Source organism: Micromonospora sp. CPCC 205554 (genome assembly GCF_036902745.1).
GTDB lineage: Bacteria > Actinomycetota > Actinomycetes > Mycobacteriales > Micromonosporaceae > Micromonospora > Micromonospora tulbaghiae.
Genome location: NZ_JBAKHP010000012.1, coordinates 146,709 through 166,953 on the forward strand (window position 1 = coordinate 146,709; position 20,245 = coordinate 166,953).

Annotated in this window: 20 protein-coding genes; 8 read left to right on the forward strand and 12 right to left on the reverse strand. The window is 73.8% G+C overall.

Features of this window, described 5'->3' with window-relative positions:
* Positions 1-73 precede the first annotated feature (73 nt).
* Both V6U82_RS18145 and V6U82_RS18150 read left to right on the forward strand, forming a co-directional pair.
* A complete protein-coding gene (locus V6U82_RS18145) occupies positions 74-415 on the forward strand; it encodes a PadR family transcriptional regulator (protein WP_128136539.1) in 342 nt (113 codons plus the stop codon).
* A complete protein-coding gene (locus V6U82_RS18150) occupies positions 412-1,353 on the forward strand; it encodes a permease prefix domain 1-containing protein (protein WP_128136540.1) in 942 nt (313 codons plus the stop codon). The genes V6U82_RS18145 and V6U82_RS18150 overlap by 4 nt, the downstream gene beginning before the upstream one ends.
* A 61-nt stretch (positions 1,354-1,414) precedes the next feature.
* Here V6U82_RS18150 and V6U82_RS18155 read toward each other — a convergent pair whose 3' ends face one another.
* Complete coding sequence (locus V6U82_RS18155) at positions 1,415-1,975, reverse strand: GNAT family N-acetyltransferase (RefSeq protein WP_128136541.1); 561 nt, start codon at positions 1,973-1,975, stop codon at positions 1,415-1,417.
* An 87-nt stretch (positions 1,976-2,062) separates the two neighbouring features.
* Here V6U82_RS18155 and V6U82_RS18160 point away from each other — a divergent pair, with 87 nt between their 5' ends.
* From V6U82_RS18160 to V6U82_RS18175, 4 genes are all read left to right on the forward strand, one after another.
* Positions 2,063-3,352: a sensor histidine kinase gene (locus tag V6U82_RS18160; protein WP_334462688.1), complete on the forward strand. Its 1,290-nt coding sequence runs from the start codon at positions 2,063-2,065 to the stop codon at positions 3,350-3,352.
* Positions 3,349-4,026: a response regulator transcription factor gene (locus V6U82_RS18165; protein WP_334462690.1), complete on the forward strand. Its 678-nt coding sequence runs from the start codon at positions 3,349-3,351 to the stop codon at positions 4,024-4,026. The genes V6U82_RS18160 and V6U82_RS18165 overlap by 4 nt, the downstream gene beginning before the upstream one ends.
* Positions 4,027-4,107: 81 nt before the next feature.
* A complete protein-coding gene (locus V6U82_RS18170; protein ID WP_128136543.1) occupies positions 4,108-5,001 on the forward strand; it encodes an ABC transporter ATP-binding protein in 894 nt (297 codons plus the stop codon).
* Positions 4,998-6,059, forward strand: a complete 1,062-nt coding sequence (locus V6U82_RS18175) for an ABC transporter permease (protein ID WP_128136544.1) — start codon at positions 4,998-5,000, stop codon at positions 6,057-6,059. The genes V6U82_RS18170 and V6U82_RS18175 overlap by 4 nt, the downstream gene beginning before the upstream one ends.
* Positions 6,060-6,126: 67 nt before the next feature.
* Here the strand turns inward: V6U82_RS18175 and V6U82_RS18180 are convergent, their stop codons facing one another.
* The 7 genes from V6U82_RS18180 to pgsA form a co-directional block, all read right to left on the reverse strand.
* Positions 6,127-6,876, reverse strand: a complete 750-nt coding sequence (locus tag V6U82_RS18180) for a YebC/PmpR family DNA-binding transcriptional regulator (protein WP_128136545.1) — start codon at positions 6,874-6,876, stop codon at positions 6,127-6,129.
* Between the two features lie 234 nt (positions 6,877-7,110).
* The gene (gene pdxT, locus V6U82_RS18185; protein WP_334462693.1) at positions 7,111-7,713 is read right to left on the reverse strand and encodes a pyridoxal 5'-phosphate synthase glutaminase subunit PdxT; all 603 of its coding nucleotides are present in this window, start codon (positions 7,711-7,713) and stop codon (positions 7,111-7,113) included.
* 7 nt (positions 7,714-7,720) lie between these two features.
* Positions 7,721-8,635, reverse strand: coding sequence for a pyridoxal 5'-phosphate synthase lyase subunit PdxS (gene pdxS, locus V6U82_RS18190; RefSeq protein ID WP_128136547.1), 915 nt, complete (start codon positions 8,633-8,635; stop codon positions 7,721-7,723).
* Between the two features lie 126 nt (positions 8,636-8,761).
* The gene (locus V6U82_RS18195; protein WP_334462695.1) at positions 8,762-9,265 is read right to left on the reverse strand and encodes a hypothetical protein; all 504 of its coding nucleotides are present in this window, start codon (positions 9,263-9,265) and stop codon (positions 8,762-8,764) included.
* Positions 9,266-9,348: 83 nt separating this feature from the next.
* Positions 9,349-10,509 carry a glycosyltransferase family 4 protein gene (locus tag V6U82_RS18200; protein ID WP_334462697.1) on the reverse strand — a complete coding sequence of 387 codons (1,161 nt, stop codon included), beginning with the start codon at positions 10,507-10,509 and terminating at the stop codon, positions 9,349-9,351.
* A gap of 12 nt (positions 10,510-10,521) precedes the next feature.
* Entirely contained in the window at positions 10,522-11,454 is a 933-nt protein-coding gene (locus tag V6U82_RS18205; protein WP_334462699.1) for a phosphatidylinositol mannoside acyltransferase, read from the reverse strand.
* Entirely contained in the window at positions 11,451-12,071 is a 621-nt protein-coding gene (pgsA, locus tag V6U82_RS18210; RefSeq protein ID WP_128136549.1) for a phosphatidylinositol phosphate synthase, read from the reverse strand. The genes V6U82_RS18205 and pgsA overlap by 4 nt, the downstream gene beginning before the upstream one ends.
* Before the next feature lie 252 nt (positions 12,072-12,323).
* On the opposite strand from pgsA, the gene V6U82_RS18215 reads away from it, so the two are divergent.
* Positions 12,324-14,480, forward strand: a complete 2,157-nt coding sequence (locus V6U82_RS18215) for an elongation factor G-like protein EF-G2 (protein WP_334462702.1) — start codon at positions 12,324-12,326, stop codon at positions 14,478-14,480.
* Between the two features lie 325 nt (positions 14,481-14,805).
* Here the strand turns inward: V6U82_RS18215 and V6U82_RS18220 are convergent, their stop codons facing one another.
* The 4 genes from V6U82_RS18220 to thrS form a co-directional block, all read right to left on the reverse strand.
* Positions 14,806-15,864: an aldo/keto reductase gene (locus tag V6U82_RS18220; protein ID WP_334462705.1), complete on the reverse strand. Its 1,059-nt coding sequence runs from the start codon at positions 15,862-15,864 to the stop codon at positions 14,806-14,808.
* Positions 15,865-16,055: 191 nt separating this feature from the next.
* Positions 16,056-16,703: a CG0192-related protein gene (locus V6U82_RS18225; protein ID WP_334462707.1), complete on the reverse strand. Its 648-nt coding sequence runs from the start codon at positions 16,701-16,703 to the stop codon at positions 16,056-16,058.
* Positions 16,704-16,735: 32 nt separating this feature from the next.
* Complete coding sequence (locus V6U82_RS18230; protein WP_091424084.1) at positions 16,736-17,296, reverse strand: HIT family protein; 561 nt, start codon at positions 17,294-17,296, stop codon at positions 16,736-16,738.
* A 75-nt stretch (positions 17,297-17,371) separates the two neighbouring features.
* On the reverse strand, positions 17,372-19,390 hold the full coding sequence (gene thrS, locus V6U82_RS18235; protein WP_334462710.1) for a threonine--tRNA ligase: 2,019 nt from the start codon (positions 19,388-19,390) through the stop codon (positions 17,372-17,374).
* A gap of 203 nt (positions 19,391-19,593) precedes the next feature.
* Here thrS and V6U82_RS18240 point away from each other — a divergent pair.
* Positions 19,594-20,245 (forward strand): YcnI family protein (locus V6U82_RS18240; RefSeq protein WP_334462711.1); only part of this gene is annotated, 652 nt, incomplete at its 3' end.

The window sequence follows — 20,245 nt, forward strand, 5'->3', positions numbered from 1 at the left end:
CGAGTGGCCGGTGTGCGGCACGCGGTGTTCTTCTCTATTGCAATACTGTGTGGCACACACTATCGTGTTGGACATGGTCAGCGAAGAGGTCCTCCGGACCCACCTCCAGGAGCTCCGACGCGGCACCGTCGTGGTGGCCAGCCTGGTCGCCCTGCGCCGCCCCGACTACGGATACGCCCTGCTGCAACGGCTGGCCGCGCACGGCTTCGCGGTCGACGCCAACACGCTCTACCCGCTGCTGCGCCGACTGGAGGACCAGGGGCTGCTGACCAGCGAGTGGAACACCGAGGAGAGCCGGCCGCGCAAGTTCTACCGGACCAGCGACGACGGCGAGGCCGTCCTGAACCGCCTGCTCGACGACATGACCGCGGTGCGGTCGTCCGTCACCGAACTGATCGAAGGAGCGGAACGATGAGTTCCCTGACCGACCGTTACGTCGCGGCCACCATGCGGGCCGTGCCCGCGCAGCGACGCCTGGAGCTCGCCGAGGAGCTGCGCGGCTCCATCGCCGACATGATCGACGACCGCACCGCGGGCGGGCAGGACCACGCCTCCGCCGAGCGCGAGGTGCTCACCGAGCTGGGCCACCCGGAGAAACTCGCGGCCCGCTACAGCGACCGCACGCTGCAACTCATCGGCCCGCGCTACTACCTGACCTGGTGGCGGCTGCTGCGGCTGCTGCTCACCTGGATCCCGGCGATCGTCGGCGTGCTCTCCGGCGTCACGAAGGCGCTCGTCGACGGCGAGCCGGGCGCGGCGATCGGCACGGCGGTCGTGGCCGCGCTGCAGACCGCGGTGCAGATCGCGTTCTGGGTGACGCTGGTGTTCGCCGTGCTGGAACGCACCCGCACGCCGCTCGGCCTGCCCGAGTGGACCGTCGACCAGCTCCCCGAGGAGACGCGGGAACGGCAGATCAGCCACTCCGACAGCATCGCCTCGGTGGTGTTCCTGCTCGCCACCGTCGGCCTCCTGGTCGGCCAGCACTTCCAGCGCTGGACCACCGACGACGGCACCCGGCTGCCGGCGCTCGACCCGGCACTCTGGAGCTTCTGGCTGCCCGCCCTGATCGTGGTGCTGCTGGCCACCGTCGGCCTGGAGATCGCCAAGTACCGCTCGGGCCGGTGGACCTGGCCGCTGGTGGCGGTCAACGCGGTGCTCAACGTGGCGTTCGCCGCCCCGGTGCTCTGGCTGCTGGCCACCGACCGGCTGCTCAACCCGGAGCTGGTCGAGCGGTTCGCCTGGCTACGGGACGGCGGGACCGTCGAGGTCGCCCGGGTGGCGGGCGCGGTGGTCGTGCTGGTCGCGATCTGGGACGTGGTCGACAGCGCGATCAAGGCCCGCCGCGCCGCCTGAGCCCCGCCCGGCCCGGCACGCCCCGACACGGGCGTGCCGGGCCTTCCGGGTACGCGGACAGTCAGGCCGCCGCGCGCCACTCCCGGGCCAGCAGCGCGTAGACCACCTCGTCGGTCCACTCCCCCTTGACGAACTCGTTCTCCCGCAGGTGCGCCTCCCGGCGCATGCCCAGCCGCTCCAGCACCCGGGCCGACGCGGTGTTGCGGGCGTCCAGCCGGCCGACGATCCGGTGCAGCCCCAGCCCGTCGAAGCCGATCCGCAGCATCTCCCGGGCCGCCTCGGTGACGTACCCCCGGCCGGTGTGATCGGGGTGGGCCACGTACCCGATCTCGCCCTGCCGGTGCTCCCCGCTGGTCCAGCTCAGCAGCACGTCGCCGAGGAACTCGCCGGTGTCCGCCAGCGTCACCGCCAGGTTGAGCACGTCGCCGGGAGCGCGCAGCGCGGTCCGCCGGACCAGCCGGTCGATCGCGGCCCGGGCGGCGTCGTCGCCGTACGGCTCGTGGTAGAGGAACCGGGTGACCTCCGGGCGGCCCCGGTAGTCCCGCAGCACCGCCAGGTCGCCGGCGGTGAAGGCGCGCAGCAGCAGCCGCTCGGTGCGTATCGGCAGATCGGGCACGAACACCCCGGCAGGCTACGTCGTGGCTGTCGTCCGGCCCACCCGATTACGCCCCGGGCACCACGGCGGCCCGGCCGGTGGCATGGTCGTACGGTGAGCACCGCACCCACCACCGCCTGGCGCCGGCCGGCTCCCACGTCCGCGCAGTTCCGTGCCGACCTCTGGGTTGGGCTCGCGGTCACCGTGCTGGCCCTGTTCGAGCTGACCCTGGCGCACAGCACCGGCGCGTTCCTGCTCGGGCCGCCGCCGAGCGTGGCCGAGCAGGTCTGGTGGACAGTCGCGGTGACCGCCCCGCTGGCCGTACGGCGGCGGTGGCCCGCCACCGTCGCGGTGCTCGTCTCGATCGCGTTCGTCGCCGGGCAGGCGCGGGCCGTCCCGCTGGCCCAGCTCCCGTCGGGCGCGCTGTTCGCCGCCCTCTTCACGCTCGGCGCGTGGGGCGCCGACCGGCGGCTGGCCGGGCGGCTGCGGGCCGGCATCATCGTGGCGATGTTCGGCTGGCTCGCGCTGTCCCTCGCGCTGCGGGCCGACCAGATCTCGGCGGCCTCCTTCGCCGACGCCGCCGGTCCGGTGCCGCCGGTGCTCGCCGCCGTGGTCAACGGTGTCTTCTACAACGTGCTGTTCTTCGGGTTCGCCTACTACTCCGGGCAGACCGCCTGGGTGGCCGCGCGCCGCCGGCACGAACTGCGGGAGCAGGCCGAGCAACTGCGCCGCTCGCAGGTCGAGGCGCGGGAGCGCGCGGTGATGGGCGAGCGGGTCCGCATCGCCCGCGAGCTGCACGACGTGGTCGCCCACCACGTGTCGGTGATGGGCGTGCAGGCCGCCGCGTGCCGGCGCGTGTTCGACCGGGACCGGGACAAGGCGCGTACCGCCCTGGCCGCGATCGAGGAGACGGCCCGCACCTCCGTCGACGAGCTGCGCCGGATGCTCGGCGTGCTGCGCGACCCGGACGCCGCGTCCGGCGCTGCCACCGCGCCGGAGGACACCGCCGGCATCGACCAGGTCGCCGCGCTCGTCGACCGGGCCCGGGACACCGGGCTGCGGGCCGAACTCGGGGTGTACGGGGAACCGGCGCCGCTGCCCCGCTCGGTGTCGCAGGCGGCGTACCGGATCGTGCAGGAGGCGGTGACGAACGTGGTCAAGCACGCCCACGCCACCACGCTGGACGTGCGGATCCGCTATCTGGCCAGGGAACTGGAGATCGACGTGAGCGACGACGGACACGGCGGCGTACCGGCGGCCGGGGCCGGGCTGGGGCTGATCGGCATGCGCGAGCGGGTCGCCGCGCACGGCGGTGAGGTGGAGGCCGGACCGCGCCCCGGCGGCGGGTTCCGGGTCCGGGCCCGCATGCCGCTGCCGGTCGAGGCCGCCGGGCGGGCGGCGTGAGCGCGCCGGTGCGGGTGCTGCTCGTCGACGACCAGCACCTGGTCCGGACCGGTTTCCGGGTGATCCTGGAGGTCGAGGACGACATCGAGGTGGTCGGTGAGGCCGCCGACGGGCAGCGCGCCGTGTCGATGGCGTCCGCGCTGCGGCCGGACGTGGTGCTGATGGACGTGGAGATGCCGGTGCTCGACGGGCTGGAGGCCACCCGCCGGATCACCGCCGACGCGACGCCGGGCGGCCCGGCGGTGCTGATCCTCACCACGTTCGACCGGGACGACTATCTGTTCGCCGCGTTGCGCGCCGGGGCGAGCGGCTTCCTGCTCAAGAACGGCACCCCGGAGGACCTGATCGAGGCGGTCCGGGTGGTGGCGCGCGGCGAGGGGCTGATCGCGCCGGCGCTCACCCGGCGGGTGATCTCCACGTTCGCCCGTCCCGGCGCGGCACCGCCCGACCCCCGGCACGACGCGGCGACGGCGGACCTGACCCCCCGCGAGCGGGAGGTGCTGGAACTCGTCGCGCGGGGGGCCAGCAACGCCGAGATCGCGGACGTCCTGCGCGTCGGGGAGGCGACCGTGAAGACGCACGTCAGCCGCGTGCTGGCCAAGCTCGGGCTGCGCGACCGGGTGCAGGCGGTGGTGTTCGCGTACGAGCACGGGGTGGTGCGGCCCGGCGGATGACGCCCGTCCGCCGCGCGGCGGACCCCATGATCGCCCCGTGGTGGGACGACGGGAGCGGAGGCCGCCCGTAGCGTCGGGATCATGACCAGCGTGCTCCGCCTCGACGGCGTCGACCGCAGCTTCGGCGGCCGTCAGGTGCTCAAGGACGTCTCCTTCGACGTGACCGCCGGACGCATGACCGGCTTCGTCGGCGGCAACGGCGCCGGCAAGACCACCACCATGCGGATCATCCTCGGTGTGCTCGCCCCGGACGCCGGGCAGGTGACGTGGCGGGGGCGACCGCTCGCGCGCGAGGCCCGTACCCGGTTCGGCTACATGCCGGAGGAACGCGGCCTCTACCCGAAGATGACGCCCCGCGAGCAGGTGGTCCACCTCGGCCGCCTGTACGGGCTGGACGCCGCCGGGGCGCGCCGCCGTACCGACGCGCTGCTGGAGCGGGTCGGTCTCGGCGAGCGGGCCGACGACCTGCTGGAGACGCTGTCGCTGGGCAACCAGCAGCGCGCGCAGATCGCCGCCGCGCTGGTGCACGACCCGGAGGTGCTGATCCTGGACGAGCCGTTCTCCGGGCTCGACCCGCTCGCCGTCGACATGGTGGTGGCGGTGCTGCGGGAACGCGCCGCCGCCGGAGCGCCGGTGCTTTTCTCCAGCCACCAGCTCGACGTGGTGGAACGGCTCTGCGACGACCTGGTGCTCATCGCGGGCGGCACGATCCGGGCCGCCGGCGCCCGCGAGGAGCTGCGCGCGGCGTACACCCTGCCCCGGTTCTCGCTCGTGGTCGACGGCGACGCCGGCTGGCTGCGGGACCAGCCCGGCGTGCGGCTGGTCGACCTCGACGGCGCGCGCGCCGTGTTCGACCTGGACCCGCCCGCCGACGACCAGTCGGTGCTGCGCGCGGCGCTGGCCCGCGGCCCGGTGCGCGCGTTCGGCCCGGTCACCCCGTCCCTCGCCGAGATCTTCCGAGAGGTCAACCAGTGAACACGTTCCAGGCCACCCGGCTGGTCGCGGCCCGCGAGATCAAGGTCAAGGTCCGCGACAAGACGTTCCTCTACAGCACGCTGATCTTCCTGCTGCTCGCCGTCGTCGCCACCGTGGTGCCGGCGATGCTGAGCAGCGGTCCGTCCACCGTGGCGGTCACCGCCGCCGGGGCCGAACCGCTGCGCGCGGCCGGGCTGGACGTCATGCTGGTCGCCGACGACGGCGCCGCCGAACAGGCGGTACGCGACGGCGACGCGGACGCCGCGGTGGTGGCCGGTCCGGTCGTGGTCGCCGACGAGCGGGCCCCGGACGACGTGGTCTCCGCGCTCAGCGCGGCACCGCAGGTACGGCTGCTGGACCCGGACGCGGTGGACCCGCTCGTCGCGTACCTGGTGCCGTTCGCGTTCGCGTTCGTCTTCTTCTTCATGTCGCAGACGTTCGGGTTGCAGATCGCGCAGAGCGTCACCGAGGAGAAGCAGACCCGGATCGTGGAGATCCTGGTGGCCGCCGTGCCGGCCCGGGCGCTGCTGGCCGGCAAGATCCTCGCCGCGGGCGCGCTGGCGCTGGGGCAGATCACCCTGATCGCGGCAGTCGCGCTGATCGGCATGCGCCTGACCGACGGGGGCGACCTGCTGGGCCTGATCGCGCCCGCGATCGGCTGGTTCGTACCGTTCTTCCTGTGCGGCTTCCTGCTGCTGGCGGCCATGTGGGCGGCCGCCGGAGCGCTGGTGAACCGGCAGGAGGACATCGCCGGGGCGTCCACCCCGGTGCAGCTCGCGGTGATGGCGCCGTTCTTCGCCGTGGTGTTCCTCAACGACAACGCCGCCGCGATGCGGATCCTGTCGTACCTGCCGATCTCCTCGCCCACCGCGATGCCGGTGCGGCTGTTCACCGGCGACGCGGCGCCGTGGGAGCCGTTCGTGTCGCTGGCGCTGCTGCTGCTCGCGGCGGCCGGGTTCCTGCTCGCCGGGGCGCGGATCTACGAGGGCTCGCTGCTGCGCACCAACGGCCGGACCTCGGTGCGGGCGGCGTGGCGGCAGCGCGAGCCGATCGGCTGACCGCGCGACACGCCGAGCGCCGGCCACCCCGGAGCGGAGGGCCGGCGCTCGGCACGCCGGGTCGGGCTCAGCCGACCGCGGCCATCACCTCGTCGGAGACGTCGAAGTTGGCGTAGACGTTCTGCACGTCGTCGCAGTCCTCCAGCACGTCGATCAGCTTGAAGATCTTGCGCGCGCCCTCCTCGTCCAGCGGCACGTTCACACTGGGGATGAGGGAGGACTCGGCCGACTCGTACTCGATGCCGGCGTCCTGCAGCGCGGTGCGGACCGCGACCAGGTCACCCGGCTCGGAGACCACCTCGTACGCCTCACCGAGGTCGTTGACCTCCTCGGCGCCGGCGTCGAGCACGGCCATCATCACGTCGTCCTCGGTCGTGCCGCCCTTGGGGACGATCACCACGCCCTTGCGGGAGAACATGTACGACACCGAGCCGGCGTCGGCCAGCGAGCCGCCGTTGCGGGTCAGCGCGGTACGCACCTCGGTGGCGGCGCGGTTGCGGTTGTCGGTGAGGCACTCGATCAGCATCGCCACGCCGTTCGGGCCGTAACCCTCGTACATGATCGTCTGCCAGTCGGCGCCGCCGGCCTCCAGGCCGGAGCCGCGCTTGACCGCGCGGTCGATGTTGTCGTTCGGGACCGAGTTCTTCTTCGCCTTCTGGATGGCGTCGTAGAGAGTCGGGTTGCCGGCCGGGTCGCCGCCGCCGGTACGGGCCGCCACCTCGACGTTCTTGATCAGCTTGGCGAACATCTTGCCGCGCTTGGCGTCGATGACCGCCTTCTTGTGCTTGGTCGTCGCCCACTTTGAGTGGCCGGACATCTGTTACCTCCGTTGCTACCCGCCGTCTGCATCGACCGCACCGCACACGCCCCGCTCCCCCGCCGGCGCACGTCGAGGTGCCGTGATCTTCGCTGGGAGCCGCGGCGGGCTGATGGCCCTGCCGAATCTCGGCAATCCTACCGGCGGCGGGCGGGTCACTGTCACGCGCCGCACGGCACCGGCCCGTCCCGGCCCACCCGAACCGGTACAACCAGGGACGGACCGGCCGCTCAGTCAGCTTGCCCGGACCAGCTCCACGAAGTGGCGGTGCAACCGCAGGTCGCCGGTCAGCTCGGGGTGGAAGGACGTGGCCAGCAGTTTGCCCTGCCGCACCGCGACGATCCGGTCCGCGGCCGGGCCCCCGGTCACCCGGCCGAGCACCTCCACGTCCGGGCCGACGCGCTCCACCCAGGGCGCCCTGATGAACACGGCGTGGAACGGGCCGCCGCCGACGCCGGTGAGCGCCACCGGCGCCTCGAACGAGTCGACCTGGCGGCCGAACGCGTTGCGCCGCACCGTCATGTCGACGCCGGCGAAGCCGCGCTGGTCGGGGCGGCCGTCCAGCACCTCGGCAGCCAGCATGATCATGCCGGCGCAGGAGCCGTAGACCGGCATGCCGGCGGCGATCCGCTTGTCGATCGGCTCGCGCATCTCGAAGATGTCCGCCAGCTTGCTGATCGTGGTCGACTCGCCGCCGGGCACCACCAGGCCGTCGACCGCGTCCAGCTCGCCCGGCCGCCGCACCGGCCGGGCGTCGGCGCCCGCCCCGGCCAGCGCGGCGACGTGCTCGCGTACGTCGCCCTGAAGGGCGAGCACGCCGATCACGGGTCCTGTCACGCCCGGTTCACCAGCCGCGCTCGGCGAGCCGGTGCGGCTGGGGGATCTCGTCGACGTTGATGCCGACCATCGCCTCGCCCAGCCCCCGGGAGACCTTGGCGAGCACGTCCGGGTCGTCGTGGAACGTGGTCGCCTTGACGATCGCGGCGGCCCGCTGGGCCGGGTTGCCGGACTTGAAGATGCCCGAGCCGACGAAGACGCCCTCGGCGCCGAGCTGCATCATCATGGCCGCGTCCGCAGGGGTCGCGATGCCGCCGGCGGTGAACAGCACGACCGGCAGCTTGCCCTGCTCGGCGACCTCCTTGACCAGCTCGTACGGGGCCTGCAGCTCCTTGGCCGCGACGTACAGCTCGTCGGAGGGCAGCGACTGGAGCCGGCGGATCTCCTGCCGGATCTTCCGCATGTGGGTGGTGGCGTTGGAGACGTCCCCGGTGCCGGCCTCGCCCTTCGAGCGGATCATCGCGGCCCCCTCGGTGATCCGGCGCAGCGCCTCGCCCAGGTTCGTCGCCCCGCACACGAACGGGACGGTGAACGCCCACTTGTCGATGTGGTTGGCGTAGTCGGCCGGGGTCAGCACCTCGGACTCGTCGACGTAGTCGACGCCGAGCGCCTGGAGGATCCGCGCCTCGACGAAGTGGCCGATGCGGGCCTTGGCCATCACCGGGATCGAGACGGCCTGGATGATGCCGTCGATCATGTCCGGGTCGCTCATCCGGGACACGCCGCCCTGCGCGCGGATGTCGGCCGGCACGCGCTCCAGGGCCATCACGGCGACGGCGCCGGCGTCCTCGGCGATCTTCGCCTGCTCGGGGGTGACCACGTCCATGATCACACCGCCCTTGAGCATCTCGGCCATGCCGCGCTTCACGCGGGCGGTGCCGACGGCGGTGGCGGTGGTGGTCGGGGCTGCGGATTCAGACACGGGACATCGCTCCTCGGCGTGCTCGGGAGGTGACTGCGCAGGAATGCTACGACCGGCGCGACGCCGATCCGAGCGCCAATCGAACCCCCGGTGGCCTGCCGTGTGGCCCCCGTCACCGGCGGTGCATCAGCCGGTGGTCACGTCCACGTGCGGGGCCAGCGTGGGGTCGTCGATGTCGAAGTAGCGCGGCCACTCCCGCCCGCGCCCCATCCGGAACAGCCGTACCACCGGACGCCCCCGCGCCGAGCGGGCGTCCCGGACCAGGTCGGTGTGCACCTGCCGGGCCAGCGCCAGCCGCCGGCTGGCCGCGATCACCGCCGCGCACGCCGGGTCGTCCGGGTCCAGCCGCACCCCGCGCAACTGCCGGGTCAGGTCGTTCTCGGCCGCCTCGCGCTCCTCGGGAGCGGCGTCCAGCGCGATCCGGGCGGCGGCGTACAGCTCCACGCCGTACCGCTGCTCGGCCAGGACCGCGGCGGCGGCCGCGCGGCGCAGCAGGTGCGCGTCCAGCGCGCGGGCCGCCGAGTCCGCGCGGACCTGGAGCCGCTGCACGCGGCCGGAGGTCCAGATCAGGTACGCCGAGAGCAGCCCGAGCACCGCGACCGCGCCCACCACCCACCACATGCCCGGCATCGTAGTGCTGCTCCTCATCCCGGCCGGCCGGCGCGGTGCACCGGTCGACGCGCTCGTCACAGCGGCCGCAGCGGCCACAGCGGTCAGCCCAGACCCGCCCACTCCTGGTCCATGACCCGGCCGTCGGTGGCCTCGATCGCGGCTGCGTATACCTCCAGAACGCGGCGGGCAACCACGGGCCAGTCGAAATTCGCCACCACCTGGTCGCCGCAGGCGGTCAGCCCGGCGCGGCGTCCGTCGTCGTCGAGCAGCTCGGACAGCGCACCGGCCAGCGCGGCCGCGTCGCCGGTCGGGAACAGCAGGCCGGCCCGTCCGCCGTCGAGCACCCGGCGGAACGCGTCCAGGTCGCTGGCGACCACTGTCGTGCCGGCGGCCAGCGCCTCGGTGAGGATCATCCCGAAGGACTCCCCTCCGGTGTTCGGTGCGACGTAGAGGTGCACGCTGCGCAGCATGCGTGCCTTGTCCGCCTCCGAGACCAGGCCGAGGAACGTGACCCGGTCGCGCAGACCGGCCGGGAACCGCCCGTACAGCTCGTCGGCGTCACCCGGCCCGGCGACCAGCAGCCGCAGCCCGGGGCGGTGCGGCGCGAGCGCGACGAACGCGTCCCGCAGGATCGGGAAGCCCTTGCGCGGCTCGGTGAACCGGCCCAGGAACCCCAGCGTGCCGCCGGTGCCCGGGGCGCACTCCCCCGGCCAGCCCGGCAGCGGCGGCACCCCGGCGAACTTCGCCACCGCCACCCCGTTGGGGATCTCCACCGCGCCGCCGTCCATGTGCTCGACCTGCACCTTGCGGGCCAGCGCGCTGACCGCGATCCGGGCGGTGATGCGCTCCAGCACGATCTGGAGCACGCCCTGCGCGGCCGACAGCACCCGGGAGCGGGTCATCGCGGTGTGGAACGTCGCCACCACCGGGCCGCGCGCGCAGAGCACCGCCAGCATCGACAGGCTCGGCGTCAGCGGCTCGTGCACGTGCAGCACGTCGAAGTCGCCCCGGGTGATCCAGCGCCGCACCCGGGCCGTGGAGACCGGGCCGAACGCGATCCGGGCCACCGACCCGTTGTACGGCAGCGGCACCGCCCGGCCGGCCGACACCACGTACGGCGGCAGCGCCGAGTCCTCGTCGGCGGGCGCCAGCACGCTCACCTCGTGGCCGAGCCCGAGCAGCGCCTCGGCCAGGTCCATGACGTGGTTCTGCACGCCGCCCGGCACGTCGAACGAGTACGGGCACACGATGCCGATACGCACTGCGCCCTCCCCCTAGACCGTCCCGGTGGTGGCCGGCGGCTGCGCCGACGTGGGCGTACCGTCCCGGCCCTGGTCCAGCCACATCCGCTGCAACATGTGCCAGTCTTGCGGATGCCGGGCGATACCCGCCGCCAGACCGTCGGCAATCCGCTGGGTCACCGCGCGGACCCGGGCGTCCAGCGGGGCGCTGTCCGGGTCCGGCAGCGCCAGCGGGCCCTCGATCGAGGCGCAGGCCGCGTCCGGCTCGTACCACATCGAGGCCACGTAGAGCGGGGCTCCGGTGCGGATGGCCAGCAGCGCCGGCCCGGCCGGCATCCGGGTCCGGCCGCCGAAGAAGTCGACCTCCACGCCCCGGGCGGACAGGTCCCGGTCGGCGAGCAGGGGCACCACGTGACCGGCGCGCAGCCGGTCCACCAGGACGTCGAACGCGGGACGCGGGCCGCCGGTGTTGGGCAGGATCTCCATCCCCAGCCCTTCCCGGAACCCGACGAACCGCTCGTAGACGCCGTCCGGGAGCCGCTCGGCCACGGTGGTCATCGGCCAGCCGGTGGCCGCCACCCAGGCGCCGGCCGCGTCCCAGTTCCCGGCGTGCGGCAGCGCCACCACGGCGCCCCGACCGGCCGCCACGTCGGCGGCGAGCAGTTCCTGCCCGTCCAGGCGGAAACCGGCGAGGATGTCGGAGCGGCTCAGGCCGGGCAGCCGGAACGCCTCCATCCAGTACCGGGCGTACGAGCGCAGCCCGGCGCGCACCAGCGCGTCCAGCTCCGCGTCGGGCATCTGCGGGCCGACCACCCGGCGCAGGTTGGCGCGCAGTCGACGCGTACCCCCGCCGTCCTTGCGGTGGGCGCGGTCGGCGCCCGCCCGGAAGGCCGCGACCGCGACGGGCCGGGGCAGCGCCCGGACCAGGCGCCAGCCCGCGACGAAGCCCGCCTCGGTGAGGTTCACTCGACGCCGACCCGCTGGGCCTGGCGGTACACGTGGGCCATCCGCTGGCCCACCGTGAAGATCGAGACGGCGGCGAGCAGCCAGAGCGCGATCTCCAGCGCCGGACCGACGCCGACGCCGGTGAGCAGACCGCCGACGCCGACGATGAGCAGCCGCTCGGTGCGCTCGGCGATGCCCACGTTGCAGGTCATCCCGAGGCCCTCGGCGCGGGCCTTCACGTAGGACACCAGCCCGCCCGCGGCCAGGCAGATCAGCGCCGCCGCCACGCCCGAGTAGTCGTGCTCGGTGGCCAGCCAGTACGCGACCGCGCCGAACACCGCGCTGTCGGCGACCCGGTCCATGCTCGAGTCGAGGAACGCCCCGAACCGGGTGGACCCGCCGCTCATCCGCGCCATCGTGCCGTCGAGCAGGTCGGTGAGGGCGAAGACCGTGACGATCAGCGCGCCGGCGACCAGATGGCCGCGCGCGCCGAAGCCGAGCGCGCCGACGAGCACGCCGACGGTTCCGGTCACGGTGACCGCATTGGGGGACACGCCCGCACGCAGCAGCGCGCGGGCGACCGGCTCCACGACGCGGGTCATGCCCGCGCGGGCCGTCACTTGGAAGATCTTCGCCATGGCGGTCCCACGATAACGGCCCGCAACCGCCGGGGACACAGCCGGGCGTACGACCCGCCCGGCGACCCTTGTGCGGGCACCCGTGCGGGTGTGAGATCGAGCCAGGAGGTGAGCCAGTTCACCGGATCACCGGTCCGCGTTCCCGTCCAGCAGGAGATCACCGGAAGATATCGCCGCGGCGCCCGTCCCGGGTCCGCTCCCCCGTCGCCCGCGGCGGTCGCCACCACCACCGGTTGAGGGAGGTGCGCCGCGATGGCGCAGAAGAACGAGAAGGGTGTCACCGGCGGCGCGCCGGTGGTGACCGAGCCCGGCAGGGTTCGCAACGTGGTGCTCGTCGGGCACTCCGGCGCCGGAAAGACGACGCTCGTCGAGGCGCTGCTGGCCGCCAGCGGCACGATCGGCCGGGCCGGCGCCGTCACCGACGGCACCACCGTCTGCGACCACGACCCCGCCGCCGTACGCCAGCAGCGCTCGGTGAGCCTGGCCTGCGCCCCGCTGACGCACCGCGACGTCAAGGTCAACCTGCTGGACACCCCGGGGTACGGCGACTTCGTCGGCGAGCTGCGCGCCGGACTGCGCGCCGCCGACGCGGCGCTGTTCGTGGTCTCCGCCGTCGACGGGATGGACGCCGCCACGGCCGCCCTGTGGGAGGAGTGCGCCGCCGTCGACATGCCCCGGGCGGTGGCCGTCTCCCGGCTGGACCACCCGCGCGCCGACTTCGACGAGGCGGTGGCGCTGTGCCAGCGGGTCTTCGGCGACAACGTGCTCCCGCTCTACCTGCCCATGCTCGGCGACGACGGCGAGTCGGTGGCCGGGCTGATGGGGCTGATCACCCGCCGGGTGTTCGACTACTCCGACGGGCTGCCGGCGGCGGTGCGCGAGCCGGACCCGGAGCACCTGCCGGCCATCCAGGAGTCCCGCAACGAGCTGATCGAGGGGATCATCGCGGAGAGCGAGGACGAGACCCTGATGGACCGCTACCTCGGCGGTGAGGAGATCGACCCCGAGGTGCTGATCACCGATCTGGAGACGGCCGTCGCGCGCGGCCACTTCTACCCGGTGGTGCCGGTCTGCGCGGAGACCGGCGTGGGCCTGGACGCGCTGCTCGACGGCCTGGTCGCGGCGTTCCCGTCGCCGCTGGAGCACGACCTGCCCGCGGTGACCGGCGTGGACGGCTCGCCCCGCCCGCCGCTGACCTGCGACCCGGACGGCCCGTTGGTCGCCGAGGTGGTCAAGACGACAGTCGACCGGCACGTCGGGCGGGTCTCGCTGGTGCGCGTCTTCTCCGGCACGCTGCGCCCCGACCAGGTGATCCACGTGTCCGGTCACGGCATGGCCGAGCGCGGCCACCCGGACCACGACGCCGACGAGCGGGTCGGCCACGTCTACAGCCCGCTGGGCGCGACGCTGCGTGAGGTGCCCGCCTGCGTCGCCGGTGACCTGTGCGCGATCACCAAGTCGGGCAGCGCGGAGACCGGCGACACCATCTCGGCCAAGGACGACCCGCTGCTGATCGCGCCGTGGGAGATGCCGGAGCCGCTGCTGCCGGTGGCGATCGTGGCGCGCAGCCGGGCCGACGAGGACGCGCTGGCCCGCAACCTGTCCCGGCTGGTCGCCGGCGACCCGACGCTGCGGCTCGAACGCAACGCGGAGACCCACCAGTTGGTGCTCTGGTGCATGGGCGAGGCGCACGCCGACGTGGTGCTCGACCGGCTGCGCGGCGGCGGCGTCGAGCTGGACACCGAGCCGGTCCGGGTGCCGCTGCGCGAGACGTTCACCGCCGCCGCGCGCGGGCACGGCCGCCACGTCAAGCAGTCCGGCGGCCACGGCCAGTACGCGGTCTGCGACATCGAGGTGGAGCCGCTGCCCCGGGGTGCCGGCTTCGAGTTCGTCGACCGGGTGGTCGGCGGCGCGGTCCCGCACAACTACATCCCGTCGGTGGAGAAGGGGGTACGGGCGCAGATGGAACGCGGCCTGGTCGCCGGCTACCCCGTGGTGGACCTGCGGGTGACGCTCGTCGACGGCAAGGCGCACAGCGTCGACTCCTCCGACGCGGCGTTCCAGACCGCGGGCGCGCTGGCGCTGCGCGACGCCGCCGAGAGGGGCCAGCCGGCGCTGCTGGAGCCGGTCGACGAGATCACCGTACGGGTGCCCGACTCGTCGGTCGGTGCCGTGATGGGCGACCTGTCCGGGCGGCGCGGCCGGGTGCTCGGCACCGAGCCGGACCCGGACGCCGAGGGCCGCACGCTGGTCCGCGCCGAGGTGCCCGCGACCGAGTTGCTGCGGTACGCCGTCGAGCTGCGCTCGATGACGGCCGGCACCGGGACGTTCCGCCGCGAGTTCGCCCGCCACGAGCCCATGCCCGCCCACCTGGCCGACCAGGCCCGCAAGGAGTCCACAACCCGCTGACCCTCGCCCGACCCCTCCCTCCCTCCCTCCCTCTCGTTCCCGCGATCTTGCACTTTTGGCCCTCACAAGGTGCGCATTCCGGTCACTCAAAGGGCCACAGCCGCAAGATCGACGGCGACAGGGCAGGGTTGGGGTGCTGCCGGGCCGGCGCGATCGCGGGCGGGGCTGGGCGGGGTAGATCTTGGTAGGAAGGCGCCCCTATGAGGGCCCTTTCCTACCAAGATCTCTGGGGGTCTCAGTGGGCGGAAGGGACGTCTTGCTGGGCGGGAGCACGCCAGGACGAGGGCCGCGTCGAGGGCCGCGCTGGGGGTGGGTGTCCTTCGGGTCAGGGGCGGACGGCGGGGACGGGGGGCATCGGCCAGTGGGGGCGGGCGGCGTCCCGGAGGGCCGCCGAGCGTACCGCCGCCAGCTGCCGCTCCACCTCGGCGAAGTGGTCCGGGGCGAGCGGGCCCCGGGCCAGCGCGGCCGCGTTCTCCTCGACCTGGGCCACGGTCCGGACGCCGGGGATCGGCACGGCCCGGTCGCTGCGCGCCCAGATCCACCCGATCGCCCCCTGCGCCAGGGTGCGGCCGTCGGCGGTGAGCGCGTCTCGCACCGCGGCGACCCGGCGCAGCCACTCCGGGGCGGGCCGGCCGCTGCGGAACCACTCCAGCCAGGTCGGCCCGAGTCCGCGCACGTCGTCGCGGGGCAGCGTGGACTCCGGCGTGTACTTGCCGGTGAGCAGACCCATCCCGAGCGGCCCCCGGGCCAGGCTGGCCAGGTCGTGCTTGTCGCAGGCGTCGAGCATGGCCGGGGCGTCCCGGAGCACCGACAACGCGTGCTGCACGGCGGCGGCGCCGCGGGCGACCTGGGCGAAGGCGGCAGCACGGTCGGCCCGGTCGGTGCTCCAGCCGTACGACCGGATCAGGCCGGCGTCGACCAGGTCGTCGAGCGTGCCGACGAGCGCCTCGGCCCGGGGCAGCGGCAGGTCACCGAGGTGCAGCTGGTAGAGGTCGATGCGGTCGGTGCCCAGCCGGCGCAGCGAGTCGGTCACCGCCCGGCGCAGGTAGTGCGGGGAGGCGTTCTCACCGGTGGCCTGCCGGGTGCGCTCGTCGAACGTGTAGCCGAACTTCGTGGCGATCACCGCCTCGTCGCGCCGGCCGGCGAGTGCCCGCCCGAGCACCCGCTCGCCGTGCCCGGCGCCGTACGTGTCGGCGGTGTCGAACAGGGTGACGCCGAGGTCGAGCGCGCGGCGGACGGCGCGTACCGACTCGTCGTCGTCGACCCGGCCCCAGCCCAGCGGCCGGGCGCCCTCGGCCCACGGGCCGCCGATCGCCCAGCACCCCATGCCGAGGGCGCTCACCTCGATGCCGCTGCGCCCCAACTGTCGCGTGTCGACTGCCACCGCCGCATCCTGTCACCTTCCCGGCGAGCGCGGGCCGGTTCGTAGCCCAGGAGTCCGGCCATGGTCACGCCCCGTGATGCCGAACGGGAACAGGCGTGGTGGGGCGACCACCGGCTCGGCCCGCGGCGTCGGCCGGACCGTCGGGGTGCCGGGCGCTCGGGGCGCCGAGCCCCGTCCCTCGACGCGGTCCGTCAGCGGGCGTAGGCCAGCAGCACCGGCTCGTCCTGGCCCGGCCACGCGCCGGTGAGCCCGCCCGCCGCCGGCACGTCGGCCGGGACGGGCCGCCGGACCACCGCCAGCTCGACGTCCCCCACCCGGACCACCGTCACGCCGCCGTCAACCGGACCAGCCGGAGCCGCTGACACCGGAGCGGCCGACACCGGACCGGGCGGGACCGGGCGGCCGGTACGGCTCCCCGTCAGCGTCATGCTCGCCGGGCGCACCTCGCGCTTCCCGTCGACCTCGAAGTACTCCTCGGCCTGTCCGGCGTCCGCGAGCACGGCGGCGGCCAGCAGCGGCGGGTACACCGGGTCGCCGCAGGCGTCGTACACCCAGCGGCGGCCGAGCACCGAGTGCTCGACGAGACCCACGAAGAAGTCGTCCGCCCCGTCCAGCGGCGCGCCCCGGTACGTCAGCGGCACCTGGAGCACCGGGCCGTCACCGGCGCGCACGAGCAGCGTCTCGACGCCGACCTCACCGGCCGGGTCGTCGAACCGGTACGCCGCCACGCGGGTGACCTCCGTGCCCGCCTCACCGGCGAACCAGGGCCGGCCGGGCAGCCAGGGTACGAGCAGCTCCAGTTTCGAGGGGCGCAGTTCCGCGCGGTGCAGGAGAGCCATGCGCAAGATCGTACTGTCGGAACGGGCCGCCGTCAGGCCGCCGCCCACGCCTTGGCGAGCAGTTCCCGGGTGTCGGCGAGCAGTTGCGGCAGCACCTTCGTCCGGCCGATCACCGGCATGAAGTTGGCGTCGCCGCCCCAGCGCGGCACCACGTGCTGGTGCAGGTGCGCGGCGATGCCCGCGCCCGCGACGCCGCCCTGGTTCATGCCCAGGTTGAAGCCGTGCGCGCTGGAGACGTGCCGGACCACCCGCATGGCGGCCTTGGTGAACGCGGCCAGCTCGACCGTCTCCGGCTCGTCCAGCTCGGTGTAGTCGGCCACGTGCCGGTAGGGGCAGACCAGCAGGTGCCCGGGGTTGTACGGGTAGAGGTTGAGCACCGCGAAGACGTGCTCACCCCGGGCCACCACCAGGCTCTCCTCCGCCGGCAGCCCGGGGGCCAGGCAGAACGGGCAGCCGGTCGGCTTCTCGTAGCCGCCCTCGGGCCGGTCCTCGCCGGAGATGTAGGTCATCCGGTGCGGCGTCCAGAGCCGGTCCAGCCCGTCCGCCAGACCGTTGTCGCCGCCGTACCCGGTGTCCCGCTCCGCCCCTGTCACACAGGCGATCCTACGATCCGGGCCGGACCGCCGCCGAACCGCGCCGCCGGGCGGCGGCGCGGTTCGGCGGACCGTCTACTCGGCGGCGGTGGCGGTGGGGCCGGCGTTGGTGCGCGACTCCACCACCTCGCGGACGTGCGCCACCGCCTCGTCGATCGGTACGCCGTTGCGCTGCGAGCCGTCCCGGTAGCGGAACGAGACGGTGCCGGCGGCCACGTCGTCGTCACCGGCGATCACCATGAACGGGATCTTCTGCTGCTGCGCGTTGCGGATCTTCTTCTGCATCCGGTCGTCGCCCAGGTCGACCTCGGCCCGGATGCCGTGCCGGCGCAGCGTCGCGGCGAAGTCGACCAGGTAGTCGCCGTGCTCGTCGCGGATCGGGATGCCGACCACCTGCACCGGCGCCAGCCAGGCCGGGAACGCGCCCGCGTAGTGCTCGGTGAGCACACCGACGAACCGCTCGATCGACCCGAACTTGGCGCAGTGGATCATCACCGGCTGCTGCCGGGTGCCGTCGGCGGCCTGGTACTCCAGCCCGAACCCCTTGGGCTGGTTGAAGTCGTACTGGATGGTCGACATCTGCCAGGTCCGGCCGATCGCGTCCTTCGCCTGCACCGAGATCTTCGGGCCGTAGAACGCCGCGCCGCCCGGGTCCGGCACCAGGTCCAGGCCGGTCTCCAGCGCGCACTGCTCCAGCACGGCGGTGGCGGTCGCCCAGTCGGAGTCCGAGCCGACGAACTTGTCCGGCCGGGAGTCGTCACGGGTCGACAGCTCCAGGTAGAAGTCGTCGATGCCGAAGTCGCGCAGCAGGCTGAGCACGAAGCCGAGCAGGTGCTTGATCTCGGCCGGCGCCTGCTCCTGAGTGCAGTAGGAGTGCGAGTCGTCCTGGGTGAAGCCGCGCACCCGGGTCAGGCCGTGGATCACGCCCGACTTCTCGTACCGGTAGACCGACCCGAACTCGAACAGCCGCAGCGGCAGCTGCCGGTAGGACCGCCCGCGCGACCGGTAGATCAGGTTGTGCATCGGGCAGTTCATGGCCTTGAGGTAGTAGTCGCTGCCCTCCATCTCCATCGGCGGGAACATCGTGTCCTTGTAGTAGGGCAGGTGTCCCGAGGTGTGGAAGAGACCTTCCTTGGAGATGTGCGGCGTGCCGACGTAGTCGAAGCCCTCCTCGATGTGGCGCGCCCGGACGTAGTCCTCCATCACCCGCTTGAGCACGCCGCCCTTGGGGTGGAAGACCGGCAGGCCGGACCCGATCTCGTCGGGGAAGCTGAACAGGTCGAGGTCCGCGCCGAGCTTGCGGTGGTCGCGGCGGGCGGCCTCCTCGAGCAGCTTCAGGTACGCCTTGAGCTCGTCGCGGGTCGGCCACGCGGTGCCATACACGCGCTGGAGCTGCGGGTTCTTCTCCGACCCCCGCCAGTACGCGGCGGCCGAGCGCATCAGCTTGAACGCGCCGATCAGCCGGGTGTTCGGCAGGTGCGGGCCGCGGCACAGGTCCGACCAGCAGACCTTGTCCTCGTTCGCGGCGAGGTTGTCGTAGATGGTCAGCTCGCCGCCGCCCACCTCCATCACCTCGGAGGAGTCCAGCCCCTCCCCCTTGACGTCGATCAGCTCCAGCTTGAACGGCTCGGCGGCCAGCTCGGCCCGGGCCTCGTCCAGGTCGGCGAACCGGCGGCGGCGGAACCGCTGGCCGGACTTCACGATCTCCTGCATGCGCTTCTCGAGCTTGGCCAGGTCGTCCGGCTGGAACGGCTTGTCGACGCCGAAGTCGTAGTAGAAGCCGTTCTCGATCGGCGGGCCGATGCCGAGCTTCGCGTCCGGGAAGACGTCCTGCACCGCCTGGGCCAGCACGTGGGCGGTGGAGTGACGCAGCACGTTCAGCCCGTCCGGGCTGTCCAGGGTGACCGGCTCGACGGCGACGTCCTCGGCCGGGCGCCAGTCCAGGTCGCGGAGCTGGCCCTGCGGATCGCGGACCACCACGATCGCCTTCGGCCCGCTCATCGGCAGGCCGGCCGCGGCCACCGCGTCGGCCGCCGTGGTCCCGGCGGCGACGACGACGGGGTCGGCCACGACGGGGGTACGGGGTGCGGACACGGTGACTCCTGTCGTCGACGGTACGGAAGGGCCGGTGACCGGCCCCTGCGATGCTATCGGTCGCCCGGACCCGGACCGCCGCCGACGCCGGTGCCCGTTCCCGGCGAGTTCCGTGCCGTGTTGAACCTTTTCGCCGCGCCGCCCGAACTACCAGGTGGGGCCGGAGCCGGTACCGACCCCAGTCGACAAGGATGGGGACGACCATGAGGATGACCCGTCAGGGCCGGTGGGCGGCTGCGTTGCTGACGGCCGTACTCGCCGGGGCGGTGGGCTGGCCGGGCGCGGCGAACGCGGCCGGGGTGACGGTCACGACCTCGCCCGCCCAGGTACGCCAGGGGGACGCGATCGAACTCGCGGTGCTGGTGCCCGCGGACAGGCCCGGCACGCGGACCACCCGGATCGAGCTGACCATGCCCGCTGACGCCCCGATCGGCGAGGTGTACCCGCTGTCCGTGCCGGACTGGGCGCCGACCATCACCACCCGCACGCTCGACCAGCCCGTCCCCGGCATGCACGCGGCCGAGCTGAACCAGGTGACCCACGCGGTGAGCTGGCTGCGGATGCCCGGCACCGGCACCGGGCCGGCCCGGCTGCCGCTGGGCATGGGACCGATGCCCGCCACCGACCGGCTCACGTTCACAGTCGTGCAGACGTACGACGACGGCACCGTGGTCCGGTGGGCGGACCCGGCGGGTGGCGCGCACCCCGCGCCGACGGTCGAGCTGCTGCCGCCGCTGCCGGGCACCGTGACGCACGACGGCGGCGCCGGTACGAACGGCGGCGCGCACGGCGGTCACGGCGCGGCGGGCGGCCCCGGCGCTGCCGGTGGGGCGCAGGGCGGCGCGCCGGGCGGCA

Bases quoted from the DNA above. Each gene is read 5' to 3' on its own strand.
- V6U82_RS18145 (WP_128136539.1), top strand. From the start codon at position 74: ATGGTCAGCGAAGAGGTCCTCCGGACCCACCTCCAGGAGCTCCGACGC.
- V6U82_RS18150 (WP_128136540.1), top strand. From the start codon at position 412: ATGAGTTCCCTGACCGACCGTTACGTCGCGGCCACCATGCGGGCCGTG.
- V6U82_RS18170 (WP_128136543.1), top strand. From the start codon at position 4,108: ATGACCAGCGTGCTCCGCCTCGACGGCGTCGACCGCAGCTTCGGCGGC.
- V6U82_RS18180 (WP_128136545.1), bottom strand. From the start codon at position 6,876: ATGTCCGGCCACTCAAAGTGGGCGACGACCAAGCACAAGAAGGCGGTC.
- V6U82_RS18195 (WP_334462695.1), bottom strand. From the start codon at position 9,265: ATGCCGGGCATGTGGTGGGTGGTGGGCGCGGTCGCGGTGCTCGGGCTG.
- pgsA (WP_128136549.1), bottom strand. From the start codon at position 12,071: ATGGCGAAGATCTTCCAAGTGACGGCCCGCGCGGGCATGACCCGCGTC.
- V6U82_RS18215 (WP_334462702.1), top strand. From the start codon at position 12,324: ATGGCGCAGAAGAACGAGAAGGGTGTCACCGGCGGCGCGCCGGTGGTG.
- V6U82_RS18225 (WP_334462707.1), bottom strand. From the start codon at position 16,703: ATGGCTCTCCTGCACCGCGCGGAACTGCGCCCCTCGAAACTGGAGCTG.